Annotated in this window: 18 protein-coding genes; 13 read left to right on the top strand and 5 right to left on the bottom strand. The window is 36.8% G+C overall.

Going from position 1 to position 18,710, the window contains the following annotated elements:
• Window positions 1-170: 170 nt before the first annotated feature.
• Entirely contained in the window at window positions 171-878 is a 708-nt protein-coding gene (locus IGI47_RS03415) for an HAD family hydrolase (RefSeq protein ID WP_438783334.1), read from the bottom strand.
• 764 nt (window positions 879-1,642) lie between these two features.
• Between IGI47_RS03415 and spxA the strand changes: the two genes are divergently transcribed.
• The 6 genes from spxA to IGI47_RS03445 all read left to right on the top strand — a co-directional run bounded on the left by spxA (window position 1,643) and on the right by IGI47_RS03445 (window position 7,212).
• The gene (gene spxA / locus IGI47_RS03420; protein ID WP_005877288.1) at window positions 1,643-2,041 is read left to right on the top strand and encodes a transcriptional regulator SpxA; all 399 of its coding nucleotides are present in this window, start codon (window positions 1,643-1,645) and stop codon (window positions 2,039-2,041) included.
• Window positions 2,042-2,304: 263 nt separating this feature from the next.
• Window positions 2,305-2,955, top strand: coding sequence for an adaptor protein MecA (locus IGI47_RS03425; RefSeq protein WP_438783335.1), 651 nt, complete (start codon window positions 2,305-2,307; stop codon window positions 2,953-2,955).
• Window positions 2,956-3,201: 246 nt separating this feature from the next.
• Window positions 3,202-4,215, top strand: coding sequence for a competence protein CoiA (locus tag IGI47_RS03430; RefSeq protein WP_438783336.1), 1,014 nt, complete (start codon window positions 3,202-3,204; stop codon window positions 4,213-4,215).
• Between the two features lie 95 nt (window positions 4,216-4,310).
• The gene (pepF, locus tag IGI47_RS03435) at window positions 4,311-6,122 is read left to right on the top strand and encodes an oligoendopeptidase F (RefSeq protein ID WP_311930254.1); all 1,812 of its coding nucleotides are present in this window, start codon (window positions 4,311-4,313) and stop codon (window positions 6,120-6,122) included.
• Window positions 6,123-6,581: 459 nt separating this feature from the next.
• Window positions 6,582-6,776, top strand: coding sequence for a hypothetical protein (locus tag IGI47_RS03440; protein ID WP_081134918.1), 195 nt, complete (start codon window positions 6,582-6,584; stop codon window positions 6,774-6,776).
• A complete protein-coding gene (locus IGI47_RS03445; protein WP_438783337.1) occupies window positions 6,745-7,212 on the top strand; it encodes a DUF4809 family protein in 468 nt (155 codons plus the stop codon). Before IGI47_RS03440 ends, IGI47_RS03445 begins: the two co-directional genes overlap by 32 nt.
• A 108-nt stretch (window positions 7,213-7,320) precedes the next feature.
• Here IGI47_RS03445 and IGI47_RS03450 read toward each other — a convergent pair whose 3' ends face one another.
• From IGI47_RS03450 to IGI47_RS03460, 3 genes are read right to left on the bottom strand one after another with little or no spacing between them, the layout of a single operon-like run.
• A complete protein-coding gene (locus tag IGI47_RS03450) occupies window positions 7,321-8,508 on the bottom strand; it encodes a galactokinase (protein ID WP_311930256.1) in 1,188 nt (395 codons plus the stop codon).
• Between the two features lie 2 nt (window positions 8,509-8,510).
• Window positions 8,511-9,545 (bottom strand): aldose epimerase family protein, encoded by a 1,035-nt coding sequence (locus IGI47_RS03455; RefSeq protein ID WP_438783338.1) that lies wholly within the window; start codon window positions 9,543-9,545, stop codon window positions 8,511-8,513.
• Window positions 9,546-9,560: 15 nt separating this feature from the next.
• Window positions 9,561-11,006 carry a glycoside-pentoside-hexuronide (GPH):cation symporter gene (locus tag IGI47_RS03460; RefSeq protein ID WP_311930258.1) on the bottom strand — a complete coding sequence of 482 codons (1,446 nt, stop codon included), beginning with the start codon at window positions 11,004-11,006 and terminating at the stop codon, window positions 9,561-9,563.
• Window positions 11,007-11,196: 190 nt separating this feature from the next.
• Between IGI47_RS03460 and IGI47_RS03465 the strand changes: the two genes are divergently transcribed.
• From IGI47_RS03465 to IGI47_RS03480, 4 genes are all read left to right on the top strand, one after another.
• A complete protein-coding gene (locus IGI47_RS03465) occupies window positions 11,197-12,102 on the top strand; it encodes an AraC family transcriptional regulator (RefSeq protein WP_311930259.1) in 906 nt (301 codons plus the stop codon).
• Window positions 12,103-12,181: 79 nt separating this feature from the next.
• Complete coding sequence (locus IGI47_RS03470) at window positions 12,182-12,850, top strand: NAD(P)H-dependent oxidoreductase (protein ID WP_311930260.1); 669 nt, start codon at window positions 12,182-12,184, stop codon at window positions 12,848-12,850.
• A gap of 3 nt (window positions 12,851-12,853) precedes the next feature.
• Window positions 12,854-13,024, top strand: a complete 171-nt coding sequence (locus tag IGI47_RS03475; protein ID WP_174784244.1) for a hypothetical protein — start codon at window positions 12,854-12,856, stop codon at window positions 13,022-13,024.
• A gap of 113 nt (window positions 13,025-13,137) precedes the next feature.
• Window positions 13,138-14,040, top strand: coding sequence for a LysM peptidoglycan-binding domain-containing protein (locus IGI47_RS03480; RefSeq protein ID WP_311930261.1), 903 nt, complete (start codon window positions 13,138-13,140; stop codon window positions 14,038-14,040).
• Between the two features lie 390 nt (window positions 14,041-14,430).
• Here IGI47_RS03480 and IGI47_RS03485 read toward each other — a convergent pair whose 3' ends face one another.
• Window positions 14,431-15,807, bottom strand: a complete 1,377-nt coding sequence (locus IGI47_RS03485; protein ID WP_438783339.1) for an amino acid permease — start codon at window positions 15,805-15,807, stop codon at window positions 14,431-14,433.
• Window positions 15,808-16,054: 247 nt separating this feature from the next.
• Here IGI47_RS03485 and IGI47_RS03490 point away from each other — a divergent pair, with 247 nt between their 5' ends.
• The 3 genes from IGI47_RS03490 (at window position 16,055) to IGI47_RS03500 (ending at window position 18,633) form a co-directional block, all read left to right on the top strand.
• Complete coding sequence (locus IGI47_RS03490) at window positions 16,055-16,801, top strand: metal ABC transporter ATP-binding protein (protein WP_438783340.1); 747 nt, start codon at window positions 16,055-16,057, stop codon at window positions 16,799-16,801.
• A complete protein-coding gene (locus tag IGI47_RS03495) occupies window positions 16,798-17,637 on the top strand; it encodes a metal ABC transporter permease (protein WP_438783341.1) in 840 nt (279 codons plus the stop codon). Before IGI47_RS03490 ends, IGI47_RS03495 begins: the two co-directional genes overlap by 4 nt.
• 63 nt (window positions 17,638-17,700) lie before the next feature.
• The gene (locus tag IGI47_RS03500) at window positions 17,701-18,633 is read left to right on the top strand and encodes a metal ABC transporter substrate-binding protein (RefSeq protein WP_438784439.1); all 933 of its coding nucleotides are present in this window, start codon (window positions 17,701-17,703) and stop codon (window positions 18,631-18,633) included.
• Window positions 18,634-18,710 lie beyond the last annotated feature (77 nt).

The raw sequence follows: 18,710 nt of genomic DNA on the forward strand, positions 1-18,710 counted from the left end.
ATAAACTGTTAGATTTAGAAGACAAGTTACTAAAATGAATGAAGCCAAACAATCTAAAATAGCTTTCCCGAAGTGCAATCAAACGATAGAGTGACTATCTTTTGGCTTGCAAATGCTATTTTAAAGATTATTTGGCTTATTTTTTGCGTTATGAAGTTAGGGTAACGACATCAGCTAAAAATAGCTTGCATTGTTTCTAACAATTGATCAAAAGAGGTGATTTCGATGTCGTAAGTTGGTGATTCATCAATTCTTCGTTCGCGATGGTTGAACCAAAGAGCTTGCCAGTCTGCTTTTTTTGCGCCTAGCACATCGTTATCGTAGTTATCGCCAACATATAGTGTTTCACATGCTGTCATATTGAATTGCTTTTCAGCGAGTTGAAAAATTTCTTTTTCAGGTTTTTGATAACCTGTTGCTTGAGAAACGATCATGTTTTCAGCAGGAATCCATTTTTTTAATTGAAGCTGATTCAATTTTTTTGTTTGATGATCAGTAGGGCCGTTTGTGATGATTCCAAGAGGAACATCTTTTGTTTTCAAAAAATCCAATGTTTTCTTTACTTCTTTATGAAGACAAATATTATCTAACTCTTCTTCATAAACTTGTTGGAAATAAAGGCCATCTTTTTTAGTGATATGGGGATAGTCCAAATCTTTGAGTGATTGACTGATCCGGTGTGCTCGCATGTATTCCAATGTCCAATTACCTGCCATTACTTTAGGAAAATTTTCGTCACTATGATGGCGGAAACGGATATATAATGGATGCATATCTTCATCCGAAACAAGCGGAACGACTCTTTTTACCGCATTTCTAAATGGTTGTTGCTGATCGTACATCGTATCATCAACATCAAACACAACTGATTTAATCAAATTTTACACGCCTTTCGGTTTTCATCATTTTTTTCACAAATCCTCGACTATTGTAACAGAAAAATAAGCTTTAAAAGCTTGTTAAATAAAGGTTTTTATTACTATATTTCAAATTAGTTGACAGGATAAGGTTTTAAAATTTTAGTTTTTTTCACTGAAAATAGAAAAATGATTCATAGTTTGATGAACAAACTAATCATTATTGACTAAAGCCGATCAAGAATTTTAATTCAAGAAAGGGTATATTTACAGTTACACTTGTTTTTCTAATACAGAAAAAATAAATTAATTAAAAAATAAAATAACGATAATATGCAAAAATAAGTAAATTTTATTCTGTATGATACATCCAGCAATAAAAAAAAATCAGTTGTATTATTGAGAAAATAAGCGTTATATTAATTCTAATCTGTACTTGCAAATCAAGATTATTTTGGATAAAAATAAATAAAAAACATAATTCTCTTAATGAAAACGTTACCTGATAGTAGTTCATATAAAATAATGATACAGATTTAATAGCTGTTTTACTGTTTTTGTTCATTTGAATTAGATTTGAAAACTCTCATTTTTTAATGGTTAACCAAGGTCTAAACGCTGGTTTTACGGAATATAAATCTTAGATAACTTTCATTTTTTGGAAAAAATTTATGAAAAAAGGTAGCTATTTAAAAGTTGATTATGTATAATAGGAACAGATGGAAGATTATAATGATCTTCTGTTACAAAAAAGTGGTAATAGCCACAAAAAGGAGTGGTGCACGTTGTTAACACTATATACTTCCCCAAGTTGTACTTCCTGCAGAAAGGCTCGTGCGTGGTTGCAAGAACATCAGATTCCGTTTGTTGAACGTAATATCTTCTCTGAACCTCTAAACAGTTCAGAATTAAAAGCAATCTTACAAATGACAGAAGATGGCACAGAAGAAATTATTTCAACACGATCTAAAGTTTTCCAAAAACTAAACATGGATCTTGATGAACTACCGTTGCAAGAATTATTGGAACTTGTACAAAATAACCCTGGATTGTTGCGCCGTCCAATCATGATCGATGACAAACGTCTGCAAGTTGGTTTTAATGAAGATGAAATCCGTCGTTTCTTACCACGAGATGTACGTCAGTTAGAATTGCGTCAAGCACAATTGATGGCTGGTTTATAGAAGAAAATCTTAACTTAGAAAAACTTTCAAATAGTTTTTCTAAGTTTTTTTTATATCCTTATGATCAACAGATGGAATACTAGAAAAGTAATCATTTTTTTGTGTGGTGGCATGAGAGAAAAGAAGAAGGATTTGCCAAGAGTGTCAAGTAAATGGAAAAAATTTAGTTTGTTTTTAAGCGATAATTATTTTTCTTTACATTTAAGCTTATTTCGATACAATGAAGATATATTGACTGTTGTGGCAAAGTGAGGTGTAGCAAAATGGAAATGGAACATATTAATGAAAACACAATACGAGTAATGATTGGGCATGAAGACTTAGAAGAGCGAGGAGTCTCATTTTTGGACCTACTTGGAAACCATAGAGAAATTGAAAACTTTTTCTATAGTATTCTGGAAGAAGTGGATATTGAAGATGAGTTTCGCAGCAGTGAGGCTGTTACTTTTCAGGTGTTGCCAAAAGGAGATGGCTTAGAACTTTTTATTAGCAAAAATCTTCCGAATGAAGAAATGCTCCAAAATGATGAAAATTCGTTGGATTCTGATGATGTGACTGAGTTTATTCAACAACAAATTCTGAATAATGAAGTAGAAGAATCGGACGAACGCATTTCCGATGAAATTGAACACCAAGCAATTTTTGCTTTTGACGACTTTGAACAAATGATTAAATTGGCGAATAATGTAGAACTAGAATCAGCGTGGACGGATATCTACCTATTAGATGATGTGTACTACTTAGTTGTTCATTTTTGGATGGAAAATTTATCCCAAATGGACGTTGAAAACCAAATTGCACGCGTTTTGGAGTACGCAGAAAAAAGCGATCGTACAAATGAAACACTGAATGAGTATGCCAAACTCATTATGGAAAGAAATGCATTAGAACGAACACGATTTTATTTTGCTTGATCAAAATAAAATTTCTCCATCTGTTTAGAATAGATAAAAAGAGGCTGGGACAGAAGTGTTTAGCTCCGAGAAATAAGCCGAAATTCACGAAAATTGCTTTTCAAATTTTTGTGAATTTCGGCTTATTTAAGAAGGAGTTGTTTCTGCTCCCGCCGTTTATTCGTTTTTAAAGACTGAGACAAAAGTGTTTCTTACTTTTGTCCCACGCTCGTTTTTTTGCGTATGTTTTTTTTGGAGGTGAGAATAATGCTTTATGCCATCGATAAGAAGGGAAAACAGTTTCCTGCTCAAAAAGTGACGAAAGAGCATTTGCTTTTTTGTCCGGTGTGTCAAGGGCGGGTGATTTTAAAAAATGGGAAACAAAAAAGTGCGCACTTTGCGCATAAAAGCCGTAAAGTATGTACTGGTTTTAGTGAAGGCGAAACGGAAGAACACCTAAACCTAAAACAAGTCGTGTTCGATTGGCTTCAGCGACATTCACCAAATTCATCGATTCATCTAGAGGGATACTTACCGAAAATTCGTCAAAGACCGGACGTTCTTTATGAAACATTAGCAATAGAAATTCAGTGTTCCACATTACCATACAGAAGATTTGAAGAACGAACAAACACATATCGAAAAAATGGCTATGGAGTGTGGTGGATCATAGGAAATAACTTTTTAAAAAATAAAAAATTGACGATGATCGAAAAACGCTTTTGTGCATTCAATGAAAGTTGTGGGCTTCATCTATGGCAATTGGACTGGAAAAAGAGACAATTGATTCTGCGTTATCATATGAAAGAAACAATCAATGGTAAAATCACCTATGAAAAAAAATCGTGGTTGTTTTTCAGTGGTGTGTTGCCAAAGCTTTTTAATGAAATCGTTGGCGAGATAAAACCTGAAATATTATCTAAAAGAGTAACCTATAAAAGATGGCTGCAGCAGCAACTACTTTCGCGACATCCTAAATATATCAAGTTACAAGGTATCTGTTACACCTATCAAAGGCACTTGCTGTATTTACCAGATTGGATGTATCGGGATAGTTACTTTTTCTTCTATTTTAAAGAGTTAGTATTTCTTTATCGAATCTTGTATGAGGAGGTTTCTATTAGCGAGGCACATAAAAGCAGTCATGGACGATACCTAAGATGGTTACAAAAACTTTTTACGTATAAAAAAAGCTGGCAATTCCCGCTTGTTAGGGAATCAATCATTTATTCTTCATTTTATGAAGAATGTCGCCTATATTCTATGTGTAAACCGAATTAAGTTGTGCTAAAATGGACTTCAATAGCTAGTGCTATGAAGGTGAACATCTTGATTGTAAAAAAGATGGGATAGGAATAAAAAAAGGAGTGTATTCAATGAGTGAAACGACCAAATTACCAAAAAGAGAAGAATTACCTGAAGAACTAACATGGGACTTAACGAAAATCTTTGCAAACGATCAAGAATTCGATCAGGCTTATGAAAAATTAACTGAAGAATTAAAAGATTCTGATAAATATAAAGGGACTTTGGCAAATAGTGCCACAGAATTTTTGGATGCACTTGAATTTGTTTTAGATGTTTATCGAAAAATCGAACGTATCTATGTTTATTCTAGTATGAAAAATGATCAAGATACTGCAAATACAACTTCTCAAGCGTTGTACGCCCGAGCTGGCAGTTTATTAGCAAAAGTGAGTGAAGCTATTTCGTGGTACGAACCAGAAGTACTTCAACTTTCAGATGACCAAATCTGGCAGTACTTTGAACAAGAACCAAAACTAGAAATTTATCGCCATTATATCCAACAAATGGTAGATAATAGAGCGCATGTCCTATCCGCTGAACAAGAATCTTTACTTGCAGGAGCAGGTGAAATATTTGGTGCTTCTAGTGATATCTTTGCGGTATTGAACAATGCTGATCTAGAGTTTCCTACGATCACAGATGAAAATGGAAAAGCAATCCAACTATCTCACGGTGTTTACGGTCAATTGTTAGAAAGTACGGATCGTAATGTTCGTGAGGCGGCATTCAAAGGATTTTATAGTGTATATGAACAATTTAAAAATACATTTGCATCTACGTTGAGTGCGCATATCAAAGGACATAATTATAAAGCAAAAATCCGTCATTACAAGTCAGCTCGTGAAGCTTCTTTAAGTAACAACCATGTTCCAGAAAGCGTGTATGATACATTAATTGTAGTTGTCAATAAAAATTTGCCATTATTACACCGGTATATGTCTGTTCGTAAACGTCTTTTAGGTGTAGACAAACTACATATGTACGATCTATATACACCAGTTCTAGGTGAAGCACCAATCAAGTTTACCTATGAAGAGGCAAAAGCGAAAGCATTGGAAGCATTAAAACCAATGGGTGAGGAATATCTGGCAGTCGTTGAAAAAGCCTTTTCTGAACGCTGGATCGATGTAGTGGAAAACAAAGGCAAACGTAGTGGCGCGTATTCTTCAGGAAGCTATGATACAAATCCATACATTCTATTGAATTGGCATGATGCCTTGGATCAATTATTCACATTGGTGCATGAAATGGGACATAGTGTCCACAGTTACTTCACTCGTTCAAACCAACCTTATGTGTATGGAGATTATCCGATTTTCTTAGCTGAAATTGCATCAACAACGAATGAAAATATTTTAACGGAGTACTTGTTGGAAACAGAAGAAGATCCTCGAGTACGGGCGTATGTTTTGAATCATTACCTTGATGGATTCAAAGGTACGATATTCCGTCAAACTCAATTTGCAGAATTTGAACATTTTATGCATGAAGAAGATGCAAAAGGTATTCCGTTGACAAGTGAATACTTGAGTGAAAATTATGGGAAACTGAATACTAAATATTATGGACCAGCTGTAGAAGAAGATCCAGAAATCAAGTATGAATGGTCACGTATCCCTCATTTCTATTACAATTACTATGTTTATCAATATTCGACTGGATTTTCAGCTGCCTCTGCTTTAGCGAAGAAAATCTGGACGAAAGAACCGCAAGCATTAGAAAACTACCTTACTTATCTGAAGTCTGGAAGTAGTGATTATCCCGTTGAAGTAATGAAAAAAGCGGGTGTCGATATGACGAAAGCAAATTATATCGAAGATGCAATGCTCATATTTGAAAAACGCTTGAATGAACTAGAAGAATTAGTAGAAAAATTATAAGCGGCTGTTTACTTTTCGTCAATCATTCTTTTTTGAATGAGAAGTAAGGAATGATATTGAACGAAAAGAGGTTGTGGCAGAAGAGGCTAACTCCGAGAAAGAAGAAGGATACATGCAAATTTCTTGCCGGATTGGCTATCTATTTATTTGAGAAAGAGTTGCTTCTGCCATTTATTTTTGTTTAGCACGTGAGATAAAAGCATTCCTTGCTTTTATCTCGCGTGTTTTCTCTTTTTTTATCATCTAATGAGACGGTATTTGCGGTACTCCTTATTTTTATTGAATGTATCGGTTCATAATCAAAAGAAATATCTCTATTTTATTTTTTTATACTTGCTTTTCTTTATTGACTAGTGGAAATTTTTTTCTTATGCTGAAAAAAATGAGGACTGGTACGATAAAAAGTAAAAAAAGCCCGCTAGCGGCTTTCGTATAAATAAATGGGAATGGAGGATCATTATGTCTTTTTGGGGCTTTGAACAAGAATCAGATGAAATCGTATTGTCGTATGTCGACTGTCAGGTTCGTTGTTTAAGAGACGCTGCAAGACGAGAAATGAAGAGAAGGAAGAACTACAAAGCAAAAAAATATCTAAATCATCATAAAAAAGGAGGAGTCCATAATGAAAGAAGTTCAATTAACCAAGAAAAGTGATCTGACAGAAGGTGGCTGTAATGCGTGTGGAATCATTGACTCTACGATTTATCAGCTTGACTTAGGTGGGAAAAAAGCAATGATAGCAGAATTGTCCGTAGGATCATTAGTTGATAGCTTGGCCTTGTTAGAGGGATTTGAAGGGGGAGATATTTACGAGATGCTTGGAGAGATACGGCAATTAAGACATGCAGAAAAATGCGTGGAGGTTCGGCAAGAAGATGGGTTAATTCATTTTCAAAAGGATCATGAAGTGTTGACTGTCAAAAATGTGGTTGAGACCCCAGAGTTGTATCAACAAGTCAACCAAATCCTAAAACAATTTTTTGACTTAGGACCGTATAAATTCACAGAAAAAAAACAAGAGTCTTGTGTGAATACGGAGTGGCAGAAGACGATTGAAGAACAGACAAACAATACGTATTTATTTCAATAAAACCAATCAAGTAGATCGAAACTCATTAAGAAAAGAAGTAGAACGAATCCAAGGGATAATCTAGGATCGTTCTACTTCTTTTTGGTATTGATTTGAATTCGACTGAAATCAAGCAGTGGCTACATCAGGATCGATTTTAGTCGTCCCATTACCGATATGAGCGACATAAAACTCTGGTGCATAACCAACAACTTTCAAGTAAGCATCGTAGACATTATTTTCAAATTCTGGAATATTTTCTTCTTTGACCAATGCGATGGCACATCCGCCGAATCCAGCACCAGTCATTCGAGCGCCTAAGACACCTTCTTGTTTTTGGGCAGCATCTACCAAAGTGTCTAATTCAATCCCAGTTACTTCGTAATCATGACGCAATGAGTAATGAGAGGCATTCAATAACTTGCCAAACGCAGCTAAGTTTCCTTTTTCTAATTCTGCTTTTGCTTCTAGTGTGCGCTGGTTTTCTGTTACTGCATGGCGTGCTCGGCGAATCAAAGTATCATCGTTGATCAAATCTGTATGAGCTTCAAAGGTTTCGCTGTCTAGGTCACCTAATGCATCAATCGTTAATTGTGTTTGTAGACGTTTAAGCGCCTCTTCACATTCACTTCGACGTTCATTGTATTTAGAATCTGCTAACTCACGACGTTTGTTTGTGTTCATGATAACCACTGCATAGCCATCTAATTTCACTGGAACCAACTCATATTTTAAGGTATTTGTATCGAGTAAAATTGCTTTGTCCACTTCTCCAAAGCCGATTGCGAATTGATCCATGATCCCTGAGTTGACACCGATAAATTCATTCTCTACTTTTTTTCCTGTTTGCACTAATGCAAGACGATCTATAGCTAGATCAAACAAATCTTCTAATACGACACCTACTAATAATTCTAAAGAAGCGCTACTTGATAAGCCAGCACCATTAGGGATCGTTCCTTCCACTAATAATTCGAAGCCATGATCGAATGTATACCCTGCTTCTTTTAACTTTAGAATCATTCCTTTGACATAGTTTGCCCAACCAGCTTGTTTATCATAATCTAACTCATTCAATGTAAAGCTGATTACGCCATCATCTTCAAAATTCGTTGAATACACTAAGACTTTATTGTCTTTTCGAGAAGCTGCGACACCTTGAGTGCCATAAGTGATCGAAGCTGGGAAGACATGCCCACCATTATAGTCAGTGTGTTCACCGATCAAGTTGATTCTTCCGGGTGAGAAGTATTGAGCTGTCTGTTTAGGCCCGAAGATTTCTGCAAATTTTGTATTTAAGCTACGTTTGATTTCCATTATTAAAAATCCTTTCTTGTTTCGATTTTAAATTCTGTTGTTGTTTCAAAGGGGGTATTTGGTGGAAGTTTGATATCTCCAAAATCCGAGAACTGTTCTGCCCCAGGAGCAATTTGCGTTTCAAACGTGATCCCACCATGATCACTCAGATTTTTTCCCCGCATTTCAGGTGTATTTTCTCCAAAGTTTGCTGTAAATACCACAATACTTGGTGAATCTGTTGCTACACTTACTTTGATTTTTTCATCTGGGCTGACAAGAAAAGCTACTACTTTGTCTAATCCTTGTTCCTTTAAGAAAAAGGGATGATCGATGCCATCGAAAAGCATTTTTTGATCAAAATCACTTTCAAAAACAGTCGCAAGCTGTTTCGGCTCTTGAAAATCAAATGGCGTATTGGCTACCGAAGATTTTTTTCCTAATGGGATACTATCTGCTCTCAAAGGGGCATACTCTTCACTGTCCAACCAAAGAACATGCTGATCGATTGGTTGGGTGATATCACCGCTTAAATTGAAGTAGACATGATTTGTCGGGTTGAATAGGGTCGTTTGATCACTTATACCGCGAGTGGTTACCCGCCAGATATCATCTTGAGTCAATGTATAGCGAACTTCTACTCTTAGATTACCTGGAAAACCATGTTCTCCGTCAGGACTTTCGGTAGTGAAGAGAACAGTATCTCCTTGTTCATCTTCAATCGTTTGATAAGACCATTTCTTGGTTTCAAAACCAGGAGAACCGCCATGCAAGGAATGGCCAGTAGCTGGATCGGTACTTAACTGATACGTGTATTCACCAAGTGTGAACTGTCCTTTCTCGATCCTACCAGCTGTTCGACCAATCGTTGCCCCGATGTAGGCATCTTTTTCTAGGTATTCTTCTGGTGCGTCGAATCCTAATACCAATTCTCGATCGAAAGCTTTCAAACTGACGATTCGAGCGCCTAAATCTGTAACAGCTAGTTGCAGACCCCGTTTATTGGTTAAAATAAATAAATGATATCCTTTTCCAAAATCTTCGATTGTAATTGACATGATATCTATCCTTTCTTAAGGTTGTGGGACGATAAAATCGTTTTCAACTGTTTCGGCAGATGAAAGCTTTGTTTCTAATTCTTTGACGATTTGTGCATGTTTTTTCTCGGACAAAGTGATTTTCCAAGCAAAAATGAGTGCGGCAAAAATCATTAAAGCTGCAGGAACATAAAAAGCGTAGGCCTTAAAAGTAGCTATTCCATGAGCAGTGATATCATTTGCAGTAGCCTCTCCTGTCATACCAGCTGCAATGGCTACGAAACCAACGATCCCATTTGATAAAGCGCCAGCTATCTTGTCTAATAATGGACGGATCGAAAGAGTTACTGCTTCATTACGAATTCCGTTTTTCCATTGACCATATTCGACAGAATCAGTGATCGTCATCAACGCTGATAAGAAAATTAATTGTTGAGGGAAGTAAAACAAGACAAGTCCCACAATGACTACAGGCAGACTATTGTTTGCGATCGAAAAGAAGAAGTAAGAAAGAACCATCATAGTAATTCCGCCAAGATAAACGTAACGACGAGAAATCAGACGAGTAAGAGCTGGGAATAAAGGTACAGCAACTAATCCTAATAAAGCTGCGACTAAGCCCACGATCCAGAATTGAGTTGGTTGACCCAATACATATTTGAAGTAATAGAATAAAACAGCTGTGGTTGCAACGTTAGCAATTGCATAAGCGATATAAGAAAGAGCGAGCCACATCAATTGATCATTTTGTGCGATAGCTTTGAAGACATCTTTGATGCTTGCTTTTTCATTTTGCTGACGAATCGCTGTGTCTACTTCTTTTGTACCTAAAGCAGTCAAAATGGCAGTTCCGCCAGATATCACAGCGGCAATCAACCCAAACCAAAACCATCCGGAAGCGCCTTCAGTGTGACGCGCAGTGACTAAATAAGTAAAGAAGGTAACGATTGGAACTACCACAAGTGTTGTACCGTTTGCACCTAGTGAAGAGCCAAAACGTGCAAAAGTCGCAAATTTTTCTCTTTCTTTTGTTTCAGTACTTAATGCAGGTATCATTGACCAAAAGGCAATATCCTTAAATGAATAGAAACTATCAAGCAAGACGAAAACGATTGTAAATAAGATGATGAAAAGAGTGGTATTATGAGTAGCTAATCCGAAGAAATTAGAAAAAAGAAAAACTAATAGTACGGAACTGACTATCCCACCGATGACCAGCCAAGGTTTGAACTTACCATATTTTGTACGAGTGTTGTCAATGATCCCACCAATCAACGGATCAAAGATGATTTCCACTAATCGAATACCAACGACTAAACTTGTGACTGTTGCAATCATCCGAGCAGTGGTGGCTTTATCTGCTCCTGCAAACATTTGGCTTGTAACAAAAACCATGAAATAAGTGCTTAATGTAACGTAAAAAGTATCATGACCGAATGCCCCTAAAGCGTATGAAACACGTTGTACCATTTTGTTATTCATAATTTCTAGTCCTTTCCTAAATAAATATACAATAGATTGTTAACCGGTTACAATCAATAATAAAGATCTCTTATTGATTTCAATATTAATAAGAAAACGCTTCCTTGTTAATGTATTTCTGTGACTACTATTTAACTTTTTGTTGCATATTTAGAAGACTAGAGTAAAGTTGAAGTGTGGAGGTGTATCGATGGAACAGGCTATTTTTCTAAAAAAGGAACAACAACAGATAAAAAAAGAATTGAATTTTGACTTTTGTGGTTTTTCAAAAACGTTGCCATTTCACTCTTTCGGTCCTGCGATCAGACAAGATTTTATTTTGCATGTCATAATGGAGGGGAAAGGAACATACCATGTGCGGGAACAACGATATGAATTGAAAAAAGGGGATCTTTTTTTGATACGTCCAGGCGAGTCCACCTTTTATTTAGCAGATGGAGAAGATCCTTGGGTCTACTGTTGGTTATCATTTGGAGGAGCAGCTGCTGAAGAGATCATTCGGAGCTCACCATTTAAGGATGACCAATATACGATGGTATCAGCAGATATCTTCGCATATGTCGATCTTATTTTGGAATGTATCCATTACTCGCAAGAAGATGTAGCAGATGAGTTAGAATTGACTGCTTTAACTTATCGGTTTTTGGCAACTCTATTGAAAGATGGGGGGAAAGTGAGATTAGGAGAGCAAAAAGTGTATTCTCCTTTAGTGATCGATGCAGTGAAATACATCGAAGAACATTATGCACAACAACTGACAGTAGAAGAAATTGCTCGCGGATTATCCGTCAATCGTAGCCATTTGTCGCGAGTATTCAAAAATCATTTGGGAACGAGTATCAAAGAGTATTTGATTGGTGTACGTATCAATCGGGCGGCTTTTTTACTTTCATTAACAGAAAGATCAGTAGAGAATATCGCTTATCAAGTTGGCTTCAATAGTTTAGTCGTTTTTAGTCGAATGTTCAAAAAAACAACTGGCGAAACAGCAACAAGTTATCGGAAACGAATGAAAAATGAGGAATCAAGATACCATTCTTTGGAAGCCTTAAAAAAACAATTAGAAACGCAAGAAATTGTGTCATGGACGACTTAGAGACAAGCGTGACAGAAATGTCCTTTTTTCTTTTTATGTTAAACTATATAGAACACAATGAAGGATAGGAGTTTTTGACATGAAAAGTTTGGTTATCGTGAGCCACCCCGCAATCGATACATCATTGAACCAACAATTTTTTAAAGAAGCAATGAACGGAACGAATGTTACTTGGCATCATCTGGAAGAGATGTATCCTGATGGTCAGATAGACTTAGCTTTAGAATTACAATTACTAAAAGAACATGATCGAATCATTTTTCAATTTCCATTTTACTGGTACAGTGCCCCTGCACATTTAAAATTATGGCAAGATACTGTTTTGGAGCATGCATCGCTAGAACTAAGAGGAAAAGAGCTAGGAATCGTTTTGACGACAGGTGTTGCCGAAAAAGAGTATCAATCCGGAGGAAAAGAAGAATATACGATTTCAGAATTTTTGCGGCCGTATCAACGAATCGCTAACAAACTGATGATGTCTTTTTTACCACCATATGTCATGTCTCAATTCATGTATCAATCAAAGGAAAAAAAATGGGAACGGCTGATTGCGTATCAACAGTATTTAACTTTAAAGGAGAAACCTACTTTGACGAATCGTATTGACTGGTTTATTGCACAAATGAGAGCCAACGATACCTTAAAATCCATTGGGGAACCAATGCAAGCATACGTGATCGATTATTTAGAGAAAGCAAAAGAAGATATTGAAGATCTGACATTTACATTACGCGAATTAAAGGAGTAGATTATGACAGAAGAATGGGTGTTGAGCCAATTGGATGAATTAAGCAGAACGGCTGATTATCCAACAAAAGCATTATTACATGAAACCAAACAATTGGTGATTGAAATAACTGAACGGATGGAACAGTTGCAAGGAGAGATCGATGGGGAATCTTGGAACCATCAAAAATGGTGAATTTTCCATTTAAATAACACAGTTTAAAATGTTCATTACTCGGATAATTTGCTACAATGGACATATGGGAGAATTGATAACGCTATTTTATGAAGAATGGGTGGTGGTACAAGATGAACGAAAAAAACGAACAAAGAGAAAATGTCCGTACGGCCCGTCGGCAACAACAAAAAAAAGAGTCCCGTATACGTATGCTGAAAGTAGGTTCTGCAGTTGCAGTCGTTCTATTACTTGTGGGGGCTGTTACTGGGCTTTATCTCCACAATAAGAATGATACTAGTGCCAAAAGTACAACTATAAGTACAAGTAAAACACCAAAGAAAAAAGAGTCAGCATCAACGGAAACATCGAAAACAAAAGAAACAATGAAGTCGACACAATCATCCGCTGAGGGGACACTTGAGGAACAGTTACAAACGATCCTTACAACTTATTCAAAAAAAATCGAAGATCAGACACCTGTTCTGATTGAGGAATACCAGACGGAGATCCAAAAGAATCAGGATGGGCTCACAGGGCTATCCACTGTTGCAAACCAAAAAGCGAGTGAGTTACAGGCGATCTCTGACGAAGGAATCCGCAAACTACGTGAAAAGTATCAAACAGCGCATGCAAAAGATGGTGTGGATCTTGATACGATGATCAATCAACTTTCTGCAACGTACACTGCACAAGTTGCTAGAATATCAGATATTTATCTGCGTACGAGTGCTTCTTTGAAGGTTGAATCATCTACAAGTCAGGAAAAAAGTGGAACTGAAACCAATACAACAGCACAAACAACGGAGTCAACAACAGAAAGCCAAATGTCCGCTGATCAATATGCACAAGGAACTTCTTCTTCACAAAGTGCAGATCAAAACGCTTCAGCGGCAACAACAGTTGTTCGAGAAGGCGAAGGACCAAACCAAATTGCGGAACGAACAGGGGTTCCAGTAGAAACGATTTTATCATTGAATGGCATGACAATGGACGACTATTTTTTGAATCCGGGAGAAGTTTTGAAACTGAATTGATTAAACATACTAAAAATGAGGTCGAGACAAAAGTCGTTTAGGTTTGAGCGATTGGAGAAAAAAACGAACAGTACGTTTTTTGTATTGCTCGTTTTTTTTTTTTTTTTTTTTTTGAAATTTCCGAAAAACTGACTGTTGTACGCTGTTTATTCGAGAGTCTGCAGCAAAACTGATTTTTAGATTTGTCCCACTTTCAGTCAAAAGTGGCAAAGACAATATGGCTTGAATATGAAATGAGAAAGCCAGCGTCTTTAGGCGCTGGCCGGTGTTAAGGGGTAATAGCCCTAGTGAAAACCACTCTTTTAAAGGGGAGGTGATTTATAGAGAGTATATCGAGGAAATGGAAGCTGTGCTCTAAACGCGTGTAAACACATCTGTTCAGTCCTCTTTCTAAGTTCTATTTGCTAGTCTGCGTTCTCGAATAAAATAATGGATCGCCATGTAAGCTAAGAAAACCAAGCCAATAAGTAAAGAGATTCTTGTTTCAGGATTGATAAACATAAAGACTAAAACAATGGCGAGAAATAACAAAGAAAGATAGTTCGTGTAAGGAGAAAATGGCATTTTGAACGGATGATCAGCCATTTCTTCAGGATGTGACTTTCTAAATTTGATCTCACTGATCAAAATAACGATCCAAGGAACCATACCTGGAAGGATACTCGAACTATAAACAAAGACAAATAGATTTTCTGAATGATGTACGACCATCGGTAATAAATAATTTAGGATCAATCCAATGAAGATACCGCCAGAGATTGCGACAACTGGATAAAATGGAACACCGTGACTTGTAAGTTTCAAAAATTTCTTTGACATCTTGCCGTTGACAGCCAAAGCATAGATCATTCGGCTTGCACTGAAAATACCTGAATTACATCCAGATAATGCAGCAGTCAAAACAACGAAATTGATCAAACCAGCAGCAAAAGTAATGCCGATTTTAGAAAATGTTTGAACAAATGGTGACCCGATTTCACTTAATTGATTCCATGGATAAATACTTACAATGATAAAAATCGCACCAATGTAAAAGATCAAGATCCGACCAAGTGTTGATTGCACTGCTTCTATGATCGTCTTTTTCGGTTCAGCTGCTTCTCCTGCTGTCATACCGATCAATTCGATTCCTTGATAAGAGGCAACAACGATCGACAAAGCAAAAAAGAATCCTTTTACACCACCAGTAAAGAAGCCACCATTTTTCCACAGATTTGAAACACCTACAGCCACACCATGGTTTCCAAATCCAAATAGAATAACTCCCAGACCTGCGATGATCATCAAGATGATCGTTATTACTTTAATAATTGAAAACCAAAACTCTAATTCACCAAATGCCTTAACAGAGATTAGATTTGCAAGCATCAAAAAAAGGACAACAAGGATTCCTGGAATAACGGTTGGCAAGTTAGGCCACCAATAATTCATATATTCACCTACAGCGATGACTTCACTGATTCCAACTACGACAAACTGAAAAATGTTACTCCAAGCAGTTAGATAACCAGCAACAGGATGGATGTAGTCACTAGCGTAATTTGCAAAGGACCCGGTTGAAGGATCGATATAAAGCATCTCGCCAAGCGCACGCATGATCAAATACAAAAAGAATCCTGCAATTGCATAAGCAATCATAACTGAAGGACCAGTCCAGCGAATGGTTGAGGAAGCACCCATAAACAATCCAACGCCAATAGTCCCGCCTAGCGCAATCATCTGTATATGACGTGCACTAAGACTTCGAGTTAATTTTTCTTCTTCCATACTAAAACTCCTTTCGATTTTTGAGTAAAACAAGCAAATACTAATAATTGCAACGCATACTTCAGATGAGAACAAGTATTAAATAAAATAAATTCGCTTATCGACTCTTGATGTGATTTTACAGAAACTTTACGTAAAATGCGAGTGAATTTTAATTTTTTTTTGGCTGAAAACTTGAAAATTCTTCCGTTTTAAGTTAAACTACATTTAAATCAAAAGTTAGGTTAACCTAAAAAGGAGATTGTGCATGTCGAAATATATGATTGGAATTCAAAATCTATCAGCTGCTTATCAAGGGAAATCAGCGTTAGAAGCAATTGATTTAAATATCCAGCCAAAACAGATCACTGGGATCATTGGCCCAAATGGGGCAGGAAAATCAACTTTGATGAAAGCTATCCTTGAATTGATCCCCAAGCGATCGGGTGAAATCTTTTTTGGTGGGCAACCCATCCACAAAGTACGTAAACAAATTGCGTATGTCGAACAACGCAATGAGTTGGATCTCTCTTTTCCTATTGATGTATCAGGGGTCGTATTACTAGGAACCTATCCTTCATTAAAGATAGGACAGCGCCCAGGGAAGAAAGAAAAAATGCGAGCAAAACAAGCGTTAGAAAAAGTCGGAATGAGCGATTATGAAAAACGACAGATCAGTGAGCTTTCTGGCGGTCAACTGCAACGTGTTTTTTTAGCACGTGCACTTGCTCAAGGTGCAGAATGGATTTTTTTAGACGAACCTTTTGTCGGGATAGATGCGGTAAGTGAAAAGAAGATTTTTTCTCTTTTAAAAGAGTTGAAAAAAAGTGGGAAAACAATCGTTATTGTTCATCATGATCTACATAAAGTGGAAGAGTATTTTGATGAATTGATCCTACTGAACAAAACCTTGATTGCCAGCGGTCCTGTGGCTGAAACGTTCACATCAGAAAATCTACAAGCGGCCTATGGCGAAGTAATCGGTCAATTAGTGAAGGGAGAAGAAAAGAAATGATTCAATCTTTTTATGAAGGTCTGTTGAATTATCAGTTTTTACAATACGCATTGCTTACATCCATTTTAGTTGGATTGGCTTCAGGAGTGATTGGCGCATTTATTATATTACGTGGGATGTCATTGATGGGAGATGCCATTTCTCACGCGGTTTTACCAGGGGTTGCTATTTCGTATATGTTTGGGTTCAGTTACATTGTCGGTGCGACTGCTTTTGGAATGTTGACAGCGGGGATCATTGGGTTTGTAACGCAACGTAGTCGGTTAAAAAATGATACGGCGATCGGGATCGTATTCAGCTCTTTCTTTGCACTTGGAATCATTTTGATTTCATTTGCCCAAAGTGCAACCGATCTTTACCATATTTTATTTGGAAATGTGTTAGCGGTTAGAGAAAGTGATTTACAGATGACTGCTATCGTGAGTGGGATCGTGCTATTGTTCATTTTTATTTTTTATAAAGAACTGAAGATCACATCATTCGATCCAATGATGGCCAAAGCTTATGGGGTGAATACTACGTTGATCCATTATGTACTGATGTTTTTCTTGACTTTAGTTGCAGTTGTTAGTTTGCAGACAGTAGGAACTATCTTAGTGATCGCTATGCTGATCACTCCGGCTGCGACAGCCTATTTGTTAACGAACAATTTAGCAAAAATGATCATTCTGTCGGCAACTATCGGCGTTTTAAGTGCTATTGTCGGTGTCTTTTTCAGTTATAGTTACAACTGGCCTTCTGGTGCTACGATCGTGTTGGCATGTGCGCTGTTCTTTACACTTGCTTTCTTGTTCTCGCCGACAAAAGGAATTTTATTTCGGTCAAAGCAAGCGTAAGTACGATCAAAGAAAATTAAAAAAATAAAGTAAAAGAGGTGGCACAATGAAAAATAAAAAAAGATTTATTGGTTGTTATTTGTAGGGTTCTTACTTTTAGCAGGTTGTGGGAGTCAAGCAATAGACAAAGAGCAGGAGAATCAATTAACGGTAGTGGCAACAAATTCGATCTTAGCAGATATGGTTAAAGAAGTAGGAAAAGAGCATGTAGTTGTTCATAGTATTGTTCCGGTGGGCACGGATCCCCATGAATACGAGGTGTTGCCGGAAGATATCAAAAAAGCAAGTGATGCAGATGTCATTTTATACAATGGGTTAAATTTAGAAACCGGGAACAGCTGGTTTATGAATTTGATGGAAACAGCGAAAAAAGAGGAAGGAAAAGACTATTTTGCAGTAAGTAAAAAAGTTACGCCACTCTATTTGGCAAAAGGAGCTACTAAAACTCAGGCAGATCCTCACGCATGGTTAGATTTGTCGAATGGGATGAAGTACGTAGAAGAAATAACAAGGATTCTCTCTGAAAAAGATAAAGATAATCAGAAAGAGTATGAAAAGAACAGCAAAGTGTACATCGAACAATTGAAAAAATTAGATCAGCAAGCAAAAGACAATCTTGGTTCGATCGAAGAAGATAAACGATTGCTTGTAACTAGTGAAGGAGCGTTCAAATATTTTTCAAAAGCATATGATGTGCCGGCTGCCTATATTTGGGAAATCAATACAGAAAGCCAAGGGACACCTGAACAGATGAAAACGATCGTTAACCAAGTGAGGGATTCAAATGTGTCTGTTCTATTTGTCGAAACGAGTGTAGATCCGAGAAGTATGGAACGTGTCGATAAAGAAACGGGACTAACGATCTACGACAAATTGTACACGGATTCGATTGATAAAAAAGGTGGAAAAGGCGATTCATATTACAAGATGATGCAGTGGAATATCCAGACGATCCATGATGGGTTAAGTCAAGAAAAAACGGAAGAATCATATTAGGTAAGCGATTTGTTCAACAAAGAAATGTGGCGACAAGATGTTCAAAGAGGAGTAAAAGTTTGTATACCTTGTTTTTT

The sequence above is a fragment of the Enterococcus sp. AZ191 genome (assembly GCF_051713845.1).
Classification (GTDB): Bacteria; Bacillota; Bacilli; order Lactobacillales; family Enterococcaceae; genus Enterococcus_B; species Enterococcus_B durans.

Coding starts and splice junctions, on each gene's coding strand:
- pepF (WP_311930254.1), top strand. CDS start 4,311: ATGAGTGAAACGACCAAATTACCAAAAAGAGAAGAATTACCTGAAGAA.
- IGI47_RS03470 (WP_311930260.1), top strand. CDS start 12,182: ATGAAAAGTTTGGTTATCGTGAGCCACCCCGCAATCGATACATCATTG.
- IGI47_RS03485 (WP_438783339.1), bottom strand. CDS start 15,807: ATGGAAGAAGAAAAATTAACTCGAAGTCTTAGTGCACGTCATATACAG.
- IGI47_RS03425 (WP_438783335.1), top strand. CDS start 2,305: ATGGAAATGGAACATATTAATGAAAACACAATACGAGTAATGATTGGG.
- IGI47_RS03475 (WP_174784244.1), top strand. CDS start 12,854: ATGACAGAAGAATGGGTGTTGAGCCAATTGGATGAATTAAGCAGAACG.
- IGI47_RS03460 (WP_311930258.1), bottom strand. CDS start 11,006: ATGAATAACAAAATGGTACAACGTGTTTCATACGCTTTAGGGGCATTC.
- IGI47_RS03480 (WP_311930261.1), top strand. CDS start 13,138: ATGAACGAAAAAAACGAACAAAGAGAAAATGTCCGTACGGCCCGTCGG.
- IGI47_RS03465 (WP_311930259.1), top strand. CDS start 11,197: ATGGAACAGGCTATTTTTCTAAAAAAGGAACAACAACAGATAAAAAAA.
- IGI47_RS03495 (WP_438783341.1), top strand. CDS start 16,798: ATGATTCAATCTTTTTATGAAGGTCTGTTGAATTATCAGTTTTTACAA.
- IGI47_RS03490 (WP_438783340.1), top strand. CDS start 16,055: ATGTCGAAATATATGATTGGAATTCAAAATCTATCAGCTGCTTATCAA.
- IGI47_RS03440 (WP_081134918.1), top strand. CDS start 6,582: ATGTCTTTTTGGGGCTTTGAACAAGAATCAGATGAAATCGTATTGTCG.
- IGI47_RS03430 (WP_438783336.1), top strand. CDS start 3,202: ATGCTTTATGCCATCGATAAGAAGGGAAAACAGTTTCCTGCTCAAAAA.
- IGI47_RS03455 (WP_438783338.1), bottom strand. CDS start 9,545: ATGTCAATTACAATCGAAGATTTTGGAAAAGGATATCATTTATTTATT.
- IGI47_RS03450 (WP_311930256.1), bottom strand. CDS start 8,508: ATGGAAATCAAACGTAGCTTAAATACAAAATTTGCAGAAATCTTCGGG.
- IGI47_RS03445 (WP_438783337.1), top strand. CDS start 6,745: ATGAAAGAAGTTCAATTAACCAAGAAAAGTGATCTGACAGAAGGTGGC.